Origin of the sequence: Streptomyces venezuelae (assembly GCF_008642275.1) — a bacterium.
Lineage (GTDB): Bacteria > Actinomycetota > Actinomycetes > Streptomycetales > Streptomycetaceae > Streptomyces > Streptomyces venezuelae_E.
This window is the reverse complement of sequence record NZ_CP029189.1, coordinates 3,569,826-3,585,558: the sequence shown is the minus strand read 5'-3', so window position 1 is coordinate 3,585,558 and position 15,733 is coordinate 3,569,826. Positions and strand designations below refer to the sequence as shown.

Sequence of the window (15,733 nt, the reverse complement as noted above, 5' to 3'; positions counted from 1 at the left end):
CGAGGTGCGAACTCGTGAGGGGTTGCCCCCGACACGCTTTCCACATGTTCGTACGGGGGGCCGGCGGGGACCGTGGGAGTCCCGACCCGCGACGGAGTCGTGTGCGGCAGTCGCCGCGACAACGAGATCGACCGCGCCTGCGCTGCGGTGCTTGCCTTGCTTGGTGAGGGCCTCCTGAACCTGCCGGGCCCGGTCGTGAGCGCGGTCGTCGACAGGGACCCAGCCGAAGAGCAGCCGTACGTCCTCGACGCCGCGTGCCCGGTCGGCGGCCGATCGGGCGCTGTAGAAGAACTCCAGCTCCGTGACGGGGCACGTGGCGATCAGGCCGGCGGCTGCTGCTGCCTGGTCCCAGCCCTACTGCTCCGCGTCGCCCCGCATGAAGCGGGCGAGGGCGCTGGTGTCGATCAGGTAGAGCGCTGCGTTCACCGACGGTCGTTCCGCTTGTCCTCGAAGAGCGTCAGATCGAACGCGCCTTCGGCGGCCGTGGCGCGCAGGCGGGTCAGGGCCAGCGCCCGCCGCCTGTTTTCCAGTACCTCGCGCAGGGCCGTGTTGACCGTCTCCTTCTTGGTGCTGGTGCCCAGGGCTTTGGCTACGTCTGCCACCAGCTCGTCGTCGAGGTCAATCACCGTCCGGCTCATGCGCACCTCACGTATATCAACTATGGATACAACTATGTCTCTCGTGGTTCATCGATGTCATGGATTCACGCCGGCATGACGCCGTGGATGCGGGAGAGGGTGAAGACGCGTTCGTCTTCTCGCAGGTGGCACCAGGCGTCGAGGTGGGGCGGGTCGAGTTCGAGGCGGCTGAGGGTGCGCACCGTGCAGGTGCCGGAGGCGGCGACGTACTCGACGGTGATGGCCTGACCTGCGTCGATGGCGTGGGCGAGCTGGCGGACGTCGGTGTACGTCAGGCGCTTCGCCCACCCTGCGACGATCTTCTCGGTGCCCGTGGTGAAGGGCGCTCCGCCCTCGAACGGTGCTGGTTCGGGAGCCGTGGCCGGGGCGGCCAGCAGCCGGGTCGCCAGCGCGTTCGAGTCGAAGGCGGCGGATCCCTGCGCCATCCGCGGGGCAGCGGTCCGGCGGCCGCCCCTCGCCCTGGAGCCACGCGGAGCCGGAACGGCAGCGGCGGCCCGCCGAGGCCGGGTCCTCTCGATGCGTACCGTTCCCTCGTCGGTCTCGGCGACGGGGGCGTATCCCTCGGCCCGAAGAGCGGCGAGGGTCGCGTCGAGCGGGCTGCGGCTGATCAGCACCGTGGGGGCCAACTGGCGCAGCCCGAGCCTGGCGAGCTTGCGGTGGGCGGCGAGTTCGGCCAGGAGCGCGGGCTCGTCGCCGTGGAGGACGCAGACGGCGGGGGCGACGCGTACCCGTCCGTGGCCTCGTGCGGTGTCGGCGATCAGGTACGACAGGGGCTGCGGGAGCGGCCCGGCGGCGACGGCGGCCAGGTCGGCCGTGATGTCCTCGGGGGTATGCCCGGCGTCCAGGGCCCGGCGGACACTGGCGGTGCTGAACCGCCACACCGACGCCGTCCCGCTGGTCTCCCGGTCGGCGACGGAGTCCAGGAGTACGGCCAGCCGCGCGGACGGGGCGCCGGTGACGACTGCGGTGAGGTCGGCGCCGATCCGGGCCGTCGCGGTGGCCGAGGGCAGGAGCCGACGGCACTCGGCGCCCAGCGCCTCCGGGTCAACGGTTCGCAGGTGGATGCCGAGGGCGGACAGAGCACCGCGTGCGAGCACGCCGAGGAGTTCGGCCTCCCGGATCACGGTGGCGAACGGCGTGGCTTCCTGGAGCGAGGAGTCGGCGAACGGACGGTGCCAGGCGCTCAGCGGCCCCAGATCCGCCGTGACCCGCACGCCGTGCCCTGCCGGGAGCCGCGCGGCCGCGTCCAGCAGCCCGTGGCGGGCCTGCAGGCAGCCGTTGCAGGGCGGTGCGCCGCCGAGCGCGGGGAGTGCCTTGTCGTCCTCGTCGCGTGCCTGGGTGGGGGTGAGCGCCAGGTTCCACCATGCCTGGAGCAGTACGGCGAACTGCTCAGGGGGTTCCTGTTCCGCCCAGGCGTCGTAAGCCCCGGTGGGGACCACGCGGTCGCCGTCCCGGGCCATCAGGCCGGCGGCGTACGCGGTTTCCAGGGTGAGGCGTACGACGGCGTCGTCGGCATGGGCGGCCTTGCCGATCCGTGCCAGTTCACGCGCACCGATCCCGCCGGACTTCAGCCGGGCCGGCGCGGTCGTCGAGCAGGCCGACAGGACCGAGGCGGCACCGGAGGCGAACGCCGAGGCGGCGGCCGACGCCTCGTGGTCGACCTCCCTGGGGGTAGCGGGTGCCAGTCCCACGGGAGGCGGAACAGGCTGGAACGGGGCGTGCCAGCCGGGCCCGCGCAGCGCGACCGCCACTTCGGCGGGCATGCGGGCCGGACCGTAGCGGTGACGGTCCTGGATCAGGAACCCCCGTTCCAGTGCCCATCGAGCGCCCGGTTCGGGATCGGGGCCCGGACTCCCGAACATGATGAACCGCGTCGGCTTCGTGGGCCCGGCACCCGCTCGGTCTTCCAGCAGCTTCCGGGTCGCCGCGGGGGCCTTGGCGACCATGGAGAGGATCCGCCCCGGGTCGCTGTGGTGTTCCACCAGCGCGGCCAGCCGCTGCGCCTTGCTGCCCGGCGGTTTGACGCCCAGTGCGGCCAGCGTGCCGCGCAGCTCGTCGGATGTCGTGCCGGAAAGCAGTTCCTCCAGCGGGGCATCCAGGCCCAGGGGGGCGTCCCATGCCTGCCGCAGCGGTCCGGCCGTGTGGAGCTTCCCCGCGCCGTCAGGCCAGACCAGGGCCTGATCGGCCAGAGCCTCCAGTGCGGCGTCCAGCTCGCGGGCGGCTTCGCCATCCGCCGCTTCCAGCAGCTCCGCCAGGGCATCGCGCGAAGCGGGCGCGCGCAGTGCCGCCAGCGCTTCGGCAACCTGGAGGTGTGGCAGCGCGAGCCGCGGCAGGGCGAGCGCCACCGACCCCGGGCGCTGAAGGCGGTCGGCCAGTTCCCCCACCGAGCGCGGCTCCGGAGCGGCCGCCGCGTCCCTCCGCGTCTCAAGCACGCGTGCCAGGCGAGAGCCGTCGAGGCCGCCCAGCCAAGTCGCCATCGTCGATCGGGACTTCATGCCGGGCACCTCGCGAGAATCGGAGCACGGCAGCCGGGAGACCCGCCGCGGGCTTTCAAGGATGTCGTAGCCATGTGATCCGCAGATGCCGTACGGGGCAGGACTCCCCGCTGGTGGGCGCCGGCATCAGCGAGGCCGCGCAAGTGGGACCCAGTTACCCGAAGCGTTCGAATTGGATGCATATGAATGCAACCGGAACTGCAGCCATGGTCCGACCGGCTGGCCGTTGCCGTCTCCCTTTCGCGTCGATTCAGGGCCTCGTTGTCTCAAGGATCTGATCTGCTTGACTCGTTCGGGCGTATCGGACTGTGTGGGGGAGCGCGTGATGCCGCTGGAATTCGGGTTGTGGCGGGTGGACGACCGGCCGGTGCGGGTCGCCACGCGGCCGATGCCTATGGAGTCGAGGCTGGAGGAGCTCATAGAGGCCGATCCGGAAATGTTGGGGAGGCCGCTCCTGCTGATCGGTCGGCAGGTGCAGACGGACCACGGCAAGTACGTCGACTTGCTCGGCATGGACTCCGAGGGGGGCCTGCATGTTCTGGAGCTCAAACGGGACCGCACTCCGCGGGAGGTAGTCGCACAGGTTCTCGACTACGGCTCGTGGGTCCAGGAGCTCGCCAACGAGCAAGTGCGCGATATCTACACGAGGTACGCCCGGAGCCGCGGGCTGGTGGAGGAGCTGGACGAGGCATTCGCGCTGCGATTCGGCGGCAGCCCGCCGGAGGTGCTGAACAGCAGCCACACCCTCACAGTGGTCGCGAGTGAGATCGACGCGGCGACCGAGCGGATCGTCACCTACCTGGCGTCCGGCTACCGGGTTCCCGTCAACGTGCTGTTCTTCCGTTACTTCGAGGACGAGGGGCGCTCCTATCTGGCGCGCACCTGGCTGATGGACGAGGCCGAGGCGGTGGCGCCGGTGGCGGGAACGAAGGGACGCGGGAAGCAGGAGCCATGGAACGGCACGGACTGGTACGTCTCCTTCGGTGATGAGCCCGGCGGGCGGAGCTGGGATGACGCGCTTCGGTACGGCTTCGTGTCGGCCGGCGGCGGGGACTGGTTCTCCCGAACGCTCCGTTCCCTGCCCTCAGGGGCGCGGATATTCACCCACATTCCCAAGGTGGGGTACGTGGGTGTGGGCACGGTCTCCGGCGAGCCCAAGCCCTTCCAGGACGCCGTACTCACCGTTGCCGGCGAGAGTCGACGGATGGCCGACCTTTCACTCAGAGGAAGCTACCGACCGCACGGCGGGGCGGCAGAGGAGACTGGCGGGGAGGATCGTCGCGAATGGGTCGTTCCCGTTGACTGGGAGCAGGCCGTGCCACGCGAGAAGGCGTTGTGGCGGACAGGCTTCTTCGCCAACCAGAACTCCGCCTGCAAGCTCCGCGCCCACTTCACGATCGAGGAGGTCTCCCGGCACTTCGGCATAGGTTGACGGCGACGTGAGCCGTGCCGCGATGTGGAGCCACATCCTTCGCGATCAGTCGGATGGCACCGAAAATGAGTTCTGGGGCTGCGTGATCGACGGCAGGCGCCCCGATCGGGGAGCACCGCCCGCGCCGAAGGAGTCACTGCCGGCGGATCTGGTCTCTCTGCTGATCCACCGGGTCGGTCTCTCGGAGGCGGCCGTCTCCGAGCTGGCCAAGGAGGATGCCGTGGCCCGTCTTCAGCGGTACTGGACGGACGGCACGTGATGCGGCGGGCGGAGCCCACACCTGCCCCCCACGGACCGCCGCGTCGTCTGTGGGGTCGCGGGGCTTCGGGAGCGGGTCGGCCCCCTGTGGCTCCCGCACCAGGAACGCAGAAGGCCCCGGCCGGTTTCCCGGTCGGGGCCTTCAAGTGCCCGGTGAGGCACTGGCGGAGGATACGAGATTCGAACTCGTGAGGGGTTGCCCCCAACACGCTTTCCAAGCGTGCGCCCTAGGCCACTAGGCGAATCCTCCGCCGCAAACAATACAAGACGTTGAGGGGTGCTCGCGAACGTGATCGTCGGGCGGAGCGCGGGTCGGGGTCCGGCTCGATTCCGGGGCCTTCCATCCGCTAGGGTGGGGCCAGCCCCTCACGTGGCGCTATCTCACCCAACTCCCCCAGGGCCGGAAGGCAGCAAGGGTAAGTGGGCTCTGGCGGGTGCGTGGGGGGCGCTTTGCGTTCCGGGCGCCGCCCGGGACGCCCTCCAGGGGCTCCGGCGGACCGCTGATGTCGGTGGGCCCGGATAACCTCGTATACGTGTCGTCCCTTGCGCTGTACCGCCGCTACCGCCCCGAGTCGTTCGCCGAGGTCATCGGGCAGGAGCATGTCACTGCCCCGCTGATGCAGGCCCTGCGGAACAACCGGGTCAATCACGCGTACCTGTTCAGCGGGCCGCGCGGCTGCGGCAAGACCACCAGCGCGCGCATCCTCGCCCGGTGCCTGAACTGTGAGCAGGGTCCCACCCCCACCCCCTGCGGGGAGTGCCAGTCCTGCCGGGACCTGGCCAGGAACGGGCCGGGCTCCATCGACGTCATCGAGATCGACGCCGCCTCGCACGGTGGTGTGGACGACGCCCGTGACCTGCGCGAGAAGGCCTTCTTCGGGCCGGCGTCCAGCCGCTACAAGATCTACATCATCGACGAGGCCCACATGGTCACCCCGCAGGGCTTCAACGCCCTGCTGAAGGTGGTCGAGGAGCCGCCGGAGCACCTCAAGTTCATCTTCGCCACCACCGAGCCGGAGAAGGTGATCGGGACCATCCGGTCCAGGACGCACCACTATCCCTTCCGGCTGGTGCCGCCCGGCACCCTGCGGGACTACCTGGGCGAGGTCTGCGGGCGCGAGGGATCCCAGGTCGAGGACGGGGTGCTGCCGCTGGTCGTGCGCGCCGGCGCCGGGTCCGTGCGTGACTCGATGTCCGTCATGGACCAGCTGCTCGCCGGTGCGGGCGACGACGGTGTGACATACGCCATGGCGGCCTCGCTGCTCGGCTACACCGAGGGCTCCCTGATCGACTCCGTCATCGACGCCTTCGCCGCCGGGGACGGGGCCGCCGCCTTCGAGGTCGTCGGCCGGGTGGTCGAGGGCGGGAACGACCCGCGCCGGTTCGTCGCCGACCTGCTGGAGCGGCTGCGCGACCTGGTGATCCTGGCCGCCGTACCGGACGCCGGGGAGAAGGGGCTGATCGACGCCCCCGCCGATGTCGTGGAGCGGATGCAGGCCCAGGCGTCCGTGTTCGGGGCCGCCGAGCTGTCGCGCGCCGCCGACCTGGTCAACGCCGGACTCACCGAGATGCGGGGTGCGACCGCACCCCGGCTGCAGCTGGAGCTGATCTGCGCCCGGGTGCTGCTGCCCGCCGCCTTCGACGACGAGCGGTCCTTCCAGGCCCGGCTCGACCGGCTGGAGCGCAGCGGCCCGCCCGCCGCCGCGGCCTTCGCCGCGCCGCCCGCCGCCGCGCCCGCCCTGGGGTACGTGCCCGGGCCCGAGGCGCACGCCATGGCCCCCGCCGGTCCCGGCGGGGGTGCGGCCGCCGCGCGCGCCGCCGCGCCCGCGCCCGCCCCGGTGCAGGCTCCCGAGCCGGTCCGGGCCGCCCCTCCTGCCACACCGGCCCCGGCCCCCGCCGCGCCCGCCCCCGCTCCCGGCGCCTGGCCGGGCGCCGCGCAGCCCGGGAGCGGTGCTCCCGGTGCCTGGCCCGGTGCCGCGGCACCGGCCGCCGCAGCGGCTCCCGCCGCGGGTGCCTGGCCCGGGGCGTCCGCCCCGGCCGCCCCCGCCCCCACTCCCGCGCCGGCTCCGGCCGCCGCACCCGCCCCGGCCGCCGCGCCCTCCCCCGGGATGGCCGCCGGAGCCGGGCAGGTCCAGGCGATGTGGCCCGGTGTGCTGGAGGCCGTCAAGAACCGCCGTCGCTTCACCTGGATCCTGCTCAGCCAGAACGCCCAGGTCACCGGCTTCGACGGGACCACCCTGCAGCTGGGCTTCCCCAACGTCGGAGCCCGGGACAACTTCGCCAGCAGCGGCAGCGAGGACGTCCTCAAGGCGGTCCTGGCCGAGCAGTTCCAGGTCAACTGGAAGATCGAGGCCGTCGTCGGCGGCGGCTCCCCGGCGCCGGTCCCGACCTCCTCGTACGGCTCGTCGTACGGCGCCCCGGCCGCGCCCGCCCCCGCCCACACCCCGCCGCCGGCTCCGGCCCAGCAGCAGTCCCCCGCCCCGCAGGCCCCGGCCGCCCCGCCGTACACGCCGCAGCAGCAGCCGTCCCAGCAGTCGGCTCCCGCCCCGCAGCCCCCCGTGCAGCAGGCGCCCCCGCCGGTCGCCCCCGAGGACGACTTCGCCGAGGAGGACGATCCCGACCTCGTCGAGAGCGCGCTGACCGGACACGACCTGATCGTGCGCGAGCTCGGAGCCACCGTTGTGGAGGAATACACAAACGAGTAGCCGGTGCCGATTGGGTGGCCGCACGAAGGTGCCCGCGCCGTCCGGGCTAGTCTGAGCAGCGTGAAGGTCCTCGTCATCGGCGGCGGCGCCCGCGAACACGCCCTGTGCCGCTCTCTGTCCCTCGACCCCGACGTCTCCGCGCTGTACTGCGCTCCCGGCAACGCCGGCATCGCCGAGGTGGCCGAGCTCCGCCCGGTCGACGCCCTCGACGGCGGTGCCGTCGCCGCTCTCGCCACCGAACTCGGAGCCGCGCTGGTCGTCGTCGGCCCGGAGGCCCCGCTGGTCGCCGGCGTGGCCGACGCCGTGCGCGCCGCCGGGATCCCCGTCTTCGGCCCGTCCGCCGAGGCGGCGCAGCTCGAAGGCTCCAAGGCCTTCGCCAAGGACGTGATGGCCGCGGCCGGGGTCCCGACCGCGCGCAGCTACGTCTGCACCACCCCCGAAGAGGTGGACGAGGCCCTCGACGCCTTCGGCGCCCCGTACGTCGTCAAGGACGACGGGCTCGCCGCCGGCAAGGGCGTCGTCGTCACCGAGGACCTGGCCGCCGCCCGCGCGCACGCGCTCGGCTGCGACCGGGTGGTCATCGAGGAGTACCTCGACGGCCCCGAGGTGTCCCTCTTCGCCATCACCGACGGCGTCACCGTGGTGCCGCTCCAGCCGGCGCAGGACTTCAAGCGCGCCCTGGACGGCGACCAGGGCCCCAACACCGGTGGCATGGGCGCGTACTCCCCGCTGCCCTGGGCCGACCCGAAGCTGGTCGACGAGGTCATGGAGCTCGTCCTCCAGCCGACCGTCGACGAGCTCCGCCGCCGCGGCACCCCCTTCTCCGGCCTGCTCTACGCGGGCCTCGCGATCACGAGCCGCGGCACCAGGGTCATCGAGTTCAACGCGCGGTTCGGCGACCCCGAGACCCAGGTGGTCCTGGCCCGGCTGCGCACGCCGCTCGCGGGCGTGCTGCTGGGCGCCGCCACGGGCACCCTGGACGCCCTGCCCCCGCTGGCCTGGCGTGAGGACGCGGCCGTCACGGTGGTCATCGCCTCGCACAACTACCCGGAGACCCCCCGCACCGGGGACCCGATCGAGGGTCTGGCCGAGGTGGCCGCCGAGGACGGGCCGGACGCGTACGTACTGCACGCCGGGACCCGGCACGAGGGCGACGCGGTGGTCAGCGCGGGCGGCCGCGTGCTGTCGGTGACGGCGACCGGTTCCGATCTGGCGCAGGCGCGCGAGAAGGCGTATAAGGCGGTGGCGCGCATCCGGCTCGACGGCTCGCAGCACCGTACGGACATCGCGGCCAAGGCGGCCGAGGGCCGCTGACCAGCGGCTCCGCAGACCCGCGGGCCCGGTGCGCATCTCGTGCGCCCGGGCCCGCGGGCGTGTCCGCGTGCGACTGCATCCGGCCGCGTTCGAACGCATCCACCTTTACCCAAAGCCATTCCATCGGGTGATCGTCACCCGGTCTGCCTGACGTCCGCGCGCGCCCCAACTAGGGTGCGATGCCAAGCATTCCGGCACTTGGCCCACCGGCATTGCGATGTCAGTGGCGGGTGTCACAGTGGGGGAGTGAGCAACGTCGCCGCAGGGCAGAGGGGGTGAGGTCCGGCCGTGTCCGGAACCGGTTCGACCATGGAAGCGGGCGCACCGTCCGCACGTTCCCGCGCTCTGGCCGTGCTGCGCGTGCGCAGCAGGGCCCTGGCCGTCGGGCTGCTCCCCGCCGCCCTCGCGGTCGTGCTGGTGGCCGCCCGGGCGACGGGCCGGCTGGCCGGTGATCCCTGGCCCGCGGTGACCCTCGTCGTGTGCCTGGTCGCCGCGATCGTGCTGCTCGTCGGCGGCGCCTTCGCCGCGGTGGTGCTGCGGGCGAGCCCCGCCGTGACGCCCACGGTGCCGCTCTCGGAGGCGGCCGCGCCCGATCTCTACCGGCTGGTGCGCGACCTGGCCGACCGGATGGACGTGCCGGCGCCCTCCGCGATAGCCCTGACCCCGGACTGCGACAGCTGGCTGGAGGACCGCAGCCACGCGGCCCACCGCCGCGGCGCCGCCCGTGTCTTCGGCACGGCTCCCGGACCCGCCGGGCCGGAGTCCGAGCCGGGCGCCGCCCCGGTGCTGGTGATCGGCTCGCCCTTCCTGTGGTGGATGCGCGTCGCGGAGCTACGGGCGGTCCTCGCGCCCGTCGTCGCCGGGACGGGCCCTTCCGCGCACCCGGACATAGCCGACGCGCGCGGTTTTGTACGCGGGCTGGACGCGGCCGTGGACGTGGGCACCCGGCGCGGCCTCGGCTGGATCGCCGCCCCGGCCCGGCTGCTGCTGCGGCTGTGCCGGACGGACGCCGCCGAGATGGAGCGCGGGGTGGCGGCGGCCGCCTCGGACCGTGCACAGGGTGTGGACTACGGGCTGCGCATCGTCGCCCAGGAGCAGGTCGGCCTCGCCTACGCCGGCTGGGACCGGCTGCTGACCCGCGTCGCGCTGCCCGCCTGGCGGATGGGCCGCTGGCCGGCGCACCTCGACGCCGGGGTGGTCTCCGCGCTGACCGAGCTCTCCCGGCGGGACCGGCTGGCCGAGGGGTTCACCTCCCGGCTGGGCGAGCGCCCCGCCTGCGACCTGCTGGAGCAGCCCGGGCTGATCGACGAGGCGACCTCGCTGCTGGCCGCGCGGCTCTTCCACGGAGGTCCGGCCGAGGCCGGGCCGGACTGGTCCCCCGTGGACTGGGCGGCGTATCCGGAGGAGGTCGTGGACCGCAAGTGGCGGACGGAGGCGGCCCGCCTGCAGGCGGCGCTGGACGCCCTGGCCGTGCCGGCCGGGCTGCCCGCCGGACCGTCGGGGGCCCCCGCACCGGCCCCTGCGGCCCCCTCTGCCGCCCAGAGCGGTCCCGCCGGGGCGCCCCCGGCCCGGCCCGGCTCCTCGGGCTCCTCCGGCTCCGCGGGAGCGGCCGGAGCGGCGGGCCCCGCCACGCTCGCCGCCGCCGACTCGGCGTCCCCCACCACGGACGCCTTCGCCGGGCCCACCCTGGAGCGCGTCCTGGGCTACCTCACCGACCTCGGAGGCGAGGGCGCGGCCGGCGAGGCGCTGGCCGGCCGGATCACCGGCGAGCTGGCCCGCGAGGAGCGGGCCGCCGGACCGGCCGCCGGGGCCGGGAAGGCGCGCGGTGCGGACACCGTCCCGCTGTTCCCGCTCCAGCCGCCGCGCAGCGGCCGGGACCTGCTGGCCGACCACGTCACGGCGATGGTGTGCTGCGCGGCCGTGGACTCGGCCGGGGCCACCCCGGGGCTGGACTGGCTCGACGGGCCGGTCCTGCTGGTGGGCGGCGACCGCCGCTCCGACCTGGCTCCGCGGGTGCTGTGCCTGGTCGAGGAGGGGAATCCCGAGCCGCTGCGGGACTGGCTGTCGGCCCTCGGCGTGCGCCCGGAGAAGCCGGTCCGGCTGGTCTGAGGAGGGTCCGGCACGGCCCCCGGAAGGGCCACGGCCCGTACGGGCAACCGGATGTCAAGGTTCCGGTCCCGTCAATTCGCGACGAACAGTGACGGACTGCGTGCGTTATGTGATGTGCTGGGACCGGTCACGGCTCGATGTTCCGCAGCGGGAGCCGAGGAACACCGTCTCGGCCCGGCCAGGAGCAGCGCGCCGAAGCGATGTGCGCCCGTTCGGGGGAGCGAGGGAGGGGAGCGGTCATGGGTGGTGCGGACCAGATCCGGCGTTGGGAGTCAGGTGCGCTCGCGCACGCGGTGACCGACCCCTTCGGCCAGGGCCCCCTGCCCTGGTTCCGGGGCAGTGAGCTCTACTTCGACGACACCGGCCAGGTCGTGCCCTGGTACGTGGACCCTGCGGCCGCGGCGGCCGGTACCGGCCAGATCCCGCGCGCCCGCGGCAACGGCGGTCCCCGCACCGCCGACGACGTCCACCGCCAGATCAAGGGCTTCGCCTCCACCGGAGCCGTCACCCCCGGCGAGGCCATCGACTTCCACATCACCGTCGACCCGCCCCAGCAGTTCTCCGTCGACGTCTACCGGATCGGCCACTACGGCGGCGACGGCGCCTCGAAGATCACCACCAGCCCCCGGCTCTCCGGCATCGTCCAGCCGGCCCCCCTCGCCGCCGACCGCACCGTCTCCTGCCACCACTGGTGGATGTCCTGGCGCCTCCAGGTCCCCTCGTACTGGAGCGTCGGCGCGTACGTCGCCGTTCTCACCACCGCCGACGGCTACCGCTCCCACATCCCCTTCACGGTCCGCGACGACCATCCCGCCGACCTCCTGCTGCTGCTTCCCGACATCACCTGGCAGGCCTACAACCTCTATCCCGAGGACGGCCGCAGCGGCGCCAGCCTCTACCACGCCTGGGACGAGGAGGGCCGGCTGCTCGGCGAGCAGGACGCGGCCGTCACCGTGTCCTTCGACCGCCCCTACGCGGGCGCGGGCCTGCCCCTGCACGTCGGTCACGCCTACGACTTCATCCGCTGGGCCGAGCGCTACGGCTACGACATCGCCTACGCCGACACCCGCGACCTGCACGCCGGCCGCGTCGACCCCACCCGCTACCGCGGGCTGGTCTTCCCCGGCCACGACGAGTACTGGTCGGCCCCCATGCGCCGCACCGTCGAGCGTGCCCGCCGGCACGGCACCTCGCTCGTCTTCCTCTCCGCCAACACGATGTACTGGCAGGTCGAGCTCGGCCCGTCGCCCTCCGGGGTCGACGACCGGCTCCTCACCTGCCGAAAACGGCGCGGCCCGGGCCGCCCCAGCCTGTGGCGCGAGGTCGACCGCCCGGAGCAGCAGCTGCTCGGCATCCAGTACGCGGGCCGGGTCCCGGAACCCGCGCCCCTGATCGTGCGCAACGCCACCCACTGGCTCTGGGACTCCACCGGCGCGGGCGAGAACGACGAGCTGCCCGGCCTCGTCGCGGGTGAGGCCGACCGCTACTTCCCGCGCACGCAGCTCCCCGAGCACCAGGACCGGATCCTGCTGGCGCACTCCCCGTACCTCGACAGCGAGGGCCACCGCCGCCACCAGGAGACCTCCCTCTACCGGGCGCCCAGCGGCGCGCTGGTCTTCGCCTCGGGCACCTTCGCCTGGTCCCCGGCCCTCGACCGCCCCGGCCATGTGGACGAGCGCGTACAGCGGGCCACGGCCAATCTCCTCGACCGGATCTGCAAACACGACTGACCCCACGGACGCTCCGCCAGCGCTCCGCCGCCCACCCCGCCGCCGGCCCCGCGACCGACCCGCGGCGCGGACCCCTGTCCACGGGCGGGGACACAGGTGCGCGAGAATCGGGGTGCGCTTCATACAGAACTACAGGGAGACCCCGTGTCCGGATTCGTCGAAAAGCCCGAGCCGGTTCAGGTACCTGGCCTCGTCCACCTCCACACCGGCAAGGTGCGCGACCTCTACCGTGACGAGGACGGCCGCCTCGTCATGGTCGCCAGCGACCGCATGTCCGCCTTCGACTGGGTGCTGCCCACCGAGATCCCGGACAAGGGCCGCGTCCTGACCCAGCTCTCCCTGTGGTGGTTCGACCAGCTCGCGGACCTGGTCCCGAACCACGTCCTCTCCACCGACCTGCCCGCCGGCGCCCCCGCCGACTGGGCCGGACGCACCCTGATCTGCAAGAACCTCGACATGGTCCCGGTCGAGTGCGTGGCCCGCGGCTACCTCGCCGGCTCCGGCCTCGCCGAGTACGAGGAGACCCGCACGGTCTGCGGGCTCGCCCTCCCCGAGGGGCTCGTGAACGGCTCCGAGCTGCCCGCCCCGATCTTCACCCCGGCCGCCAAGGCCGCCGTCGGCGAGCACGACGAGAACGTCTCCTACGAGGAGGTCGCGCGTACCGCCGGCGCCGAGACGGCGGCGCTGCTGCGCCAGACGACGCTGGCCGTGTACTCGCGTGCCCGGGACATCGCCCGCGAGCGCGGCATCATCCTGGCCGACACCAAGTTCGAGTTCGGTTTCGACCCCGAGGACGGCACCCTGGTCGCCGCCGACGAGGTGCTGACCCCGGACTCCTCCCGCTTCTGGCCCGCCGACCAGTGGGAGCCGGGCCGCTCGCAGCCCTCCTTCGACAAGCAGTACGTCCGCGACTGGCTGTCCTCCCCGGCCTCCGGCTGGGACCGCAAGGGCGAGCTTCCGCCGCCGGTCCTCCCGGCGGAGGTCGTCGCCCGGACCAGCGCGAAGTACATCGAGGCCTTCGAGCGCCTCACCGGCCAGTCCTGGTCGTAGGGACGAGAGAAGCCCCCCGGTCCGAGGACCGGGGGGCTTCTTCGTTACAGAGCGGACAACGCGACTCGAACGCGCGACATCCACCTTGGCAAGGTGGTGCTCTACCAACTGAGCTATGTCCGCAAGCGCCGTAAGGCGAGACCTACTATACCCAACCTCGCTCCCTCGCGAGACGCACTGCCGTATGCCGGTTCTCCGCACCCAGCTTCGTGGCCGCCGAGGACAGGTAGTTCCGTACCGTCCCCTGGGACAGCGAGGCCCGTTCCGCGATCTCCGCGATCGGTGCCCCGTCCGCCGCGAGTTCGAGTACCTCCGCCTCCCGGGCGGTCAGCGGCGAGTCCCCCGCACTGATCGCGTCGGCCGCCAACTCCGGGTCCACGTAACGGCCTCCGGCGTGCACGGTCCGGATCAGCTCGGCCAGCCGCTGCGCCGAAACGGTCTTGGGGGTGAAGGCCCGCACCCCCGCCGCCAGTGCCCGCTTCAGGTGCCCGGGGCGGCCGTGACTGGTCACGATCATGATCTTGCACCCGGGCAGTTCGGCCCGCAGGGATGTGGCGACACTCACACCGTCCGCCCCCGGCATCTGCAGGTCCAGCACCGCCACGTCCGGCCGGTGGGCCCGTGCCATCGCCAGCGCCTCGGGTCCCGAGGCGGCCTCCGCGACGACCAGCAGGTCGTCCTCCAGCGCGAGCAGCGCCGCCAACGCGCCCCGGATCAGATGCTCGTCGTCGGCGAGCAGTACGCGTACGGGGCTCACGCCCGCACCTCCAGTCCTTGCAGTCGTCGTTCCGGGATCCGGGCCAGCAGCCGGAAGCGGCCGTCGCCGACCAGCCCCGCCGCCAGCGTCCCGTCCAGGGCCGCGAGCCGTTCCCGCAGCCCGGCCAGCCCCGAGCCCGGCGGCCCGGCCGGGGCCTCGGGCGCCCCGTCGTTCTCCACCACCAGTTCCACGGAGCCGTTCTCCCCGGCGGTCAGCCGGATCAGGCAGCGGTGCGCGTCGCCGTGCCGCAGGATGTTCGTCGTCGCCTCCCGCACCACCCAGCCGAGGGCCGACTGGACCTCGGACGGCAGCACCGTGGCCCGAGCGGCCTGGAAGTCCACCCGGCAGTCCATCCCGGCCGCACTGAGCACCCCGCGCGCGCCTTCCAGTTCCACCGACAGGTCCGCCTCCCGGTAGCCCCGCACCACGTCGCGGACCTCCCGCTGGGACTCCTGGGCGATCCGCTGCACCTCGATCATCTGCTCCACCGCTTCCGGCCGTTCGCGCCGGGCCAGCTGTATCGCCAGCTCGCTCTTGAGCGCGATCACCGCCAGGTTGCGGCCCATCACGTCGTGCAGGTCACGACCGAACCGCAGCCGTTCCTCCGCCACCGCGAGCCGCGCCTGGACCTCGCGGGAGTGCTCCAGCTCGTAGACCGTTCTCAGCAGCCACACCGAGAAACCGCAGGTGGCGCCGAAGAACAGGCTGCCGAGCACGATGCCCACGCCGTAGAACAGCGACGTGACGGCCGGCGTGCCCAGGGCGAGCGCGGCCAGCCCCGTCGCGATCCCTGCCGTCGGGGGGATGAACAGCATCCGCTTCACCGACCGCATGCACAGCACCAGCGACCCCGAGCAGAACCAGGTCAGCCCCGCCACCAGTGACGGCGCCACGGCCTCTTCGGTGAACTGCCCGGTCGCCCGCAGGACGAGCACGGCCAGGGTGCAGACGGCCGTCACGACGGCCGCCGCGACCGCCAGCCGGACGGGACGTTCGCGCCGTCCCACCACCCAGGACAGCGCCAGGGAGTTGAGGACCCCGCACAGCACCGCGTGGCCGCACACCACGAGCAGCAGCGCGAGGGGCAGCAGGACCGAGCGCCTGCCGGGGGCGGTGGCGGCCACGGGCATCAGCCCGAAGGACGTGATCTCCAGGAGGACGAACAGATGGAACGACCCCCGGGTGTAGAGCTCGACCTTCCCCGCGGTGCCGCGGTTCTTCCACCACCCCGTCATCTTCGACACG

The 15,733-nt window shown here is 73.1% G+C and carries 11 protein-coding genes, 2 tRNA genes, 1 other RNA gene and 1 pseudogene; 8 read left to right on the top strand and 7 right to left on the bottom strand.

Annotated features, from left to right (window positions below):
• Positions 1-105: 105 nt before the first annotated feature.
• From DEJ51_RS35055 to DEJ51_RS15685, 3 genes and pseudogenes are all read right to left on the bottom strand, one after another.
• A pseudogene (locus tag DEJ51_RS35055) lies at positions 106-426 on the bottom strand (PIN domain-containing protein); the annotation flags it as partial.
• Positions 423-638, bottom strand: coding sequence for a type II toxin-antitoxin system VapB family antitoxin (locus DEJ51_RS15690; protein ID WP_150258123.1), 216 nt, complete (start codon positions 636-638; stop codon positions 423-425). The pseudogene DEJ51_RS35055 and the gene DEJ51_RS15690, both read right to left, overlap by 4 nt.
• 65 nt (positions 639-703) lie before the next feature.
• Entirely contained in the window at positions 704-3,133 is a 2,430-nt protein-coding gene (locus tag DEJ51_RS15685; protein ID WP_150258122.1) for a helicase-associated domain-containing protein, read from the bottom strand.
• Positions 3,134-3,458: 325 nt separating this feature from the next.
• On the opposite strand from DEJ51_RS15685, the gene DEJ51_RS15680 reads away from it, so the two are divergent.
• Positions 3,459-4,565, top strand: a complete 1,107-nt coding sequence (locus DEJ51_RS15680; RefSeq protein ID WP_150258121.1) for an endonuclease NucS domain-containing protein — start codon at positions 3,459-3,461, stop codon at positions 4,563-4,565.
• 7 nt (positions 4,566-4,572) lie between these two features.
• Entirely contained in the window at positions 4,573-4,824 is a 252-nt protein-coding gene (locus DEJ51_RS15675; protein ID WP_223835826.1) for a hypothetical protein, read from the top strand.
• Between the two features lie 161 nt (positions 4,825-4,985).
• On the opposite strand, the gene DEJ51_RS15670 is transcribed toward DEJ51_RS15675, so the two are convergent.
• Positions 4,986-5,073, bottom strand: a tRNA-Ser gene (locus tag DEJ51_RS15670).
• A gap of 107 nt (positions 5,074-5,180) precedes the next feature.
• Here DEJ51_RS15670 and ffs point away from each other — a divergent pair.
• From ffs to DEJ51_RS15635, 6 genes are all read left to right on the top strand, one after another.
• Positions 5,181-5,279: signal recognition particle sRNA small type (gene ffs / locus DEJ51_RS15665), an RNA gene on the top strand.
• Positions 5,280-5,356: 77 nt separating this feature from the next.
• Positions 5,357-7,528, top strand: coding sequence for a DNA polymerase III subunit gamma and tau (locus DEJ51_RS15660; protein WP_150258120.1), 2,172 nt, complete (start codon positions 5,357-5,359; stop codon positions 7,526-7,528).
• Between the two features lie 60 nt (positions 7,529-7,588).
• Entirely contained in the window at positions 7,589-8,842 is a 1,254-nt protein-coding gene (gene purD, locus DEJ51_RS15655) for a phosphoribosylamine--glycine ligase (RefSeq protein WP_150258119.1), read from the top strand.
• Between the two features lie 288 nt (positions 8,843-9,130).
• Entirely contained in the window at positions 9,131-10,951 is a 1,821-nt protein-coding gene (locus tag DEJ51_RS15650) for a hypothetical protein (RefSeq protein WP_150258118.1), read from the top strand.
• 239 nt (positions 10,952-11,190) lie between these two features.
• Positions 11,191-12,681: a N,N-dimethylformamidase beta subunit family domain-containing protein gene (locus DEJ51_RS15640; RefSeq protein WP_150258117.1), complete on the top strand. Its 1,491-nt coding sequence runs from the start codon at positions 11,191-11,193 to the stop codon at positions 12,679-12,681.
• A gap of 144 nt (positions 12,682-12,825) precedes the next feature.
• On the top strand, positions 12,826-13,731 hold the full coding sequence (locus DEJ51_RS15635) for a phosphoribosylaminoimidazolesuccinocarboxamide synthase (RefSeq protein ID WP_150258116.1): 906 nt from the start codon (positions 12,826-12,828) through the stop codon (positions 13,729-13,731).
• Between the two features lie 50 nt (positions 13,732-13,781).
• Here DEJ51_RS15635 and DEJ51_RS15630 read toward each other — a convergent pair.
• The 3 genes from DEJ51_RS15630 to DEJ51_RS15620 all read right to left on the bottom strand — a co-directional run bounded on the left by DEJ51_RS15630 (position 13,782) and on the right by DEJ51_RS15620 (position 15,723).
• A tRNA-Gly gene (locus DEJ51_RS15630) sits at positions 13,782-13,854 on the bottom strand.
• Positions 13,855-13,876: 22 nt separating this feature from the next.
• The gene (locus DEJ51_RS15625; RefSeq protein WP_150258115.1) at positions 13,877-14,488 is read right to left on the bottom strand and encodes a response regulator transcription factor; all 612 of its coding nucleotides are present in this window, start codon (positions 14,486-14,488) and stop codon (positions 13,877-13,879) included.
• Positions 14,485-15,723: a sensor histidine kinase gene (locus tag DEJ51_RS15620; RefSeq protein WP_317852446.1), complete on the bottom strand. Its 1,239-nt coding sequence runs from the start codon at positions 15,721-15,723 to the stop codon at positions 14,485-14,487. The genes DEJ51_RS15625 and DEJ51_RS15620 overlap by 4 nt, the downstream gene beginning before the upstream one ends.
• Positions 15,724-15,733: the final 10 nt, after the last annotated feature.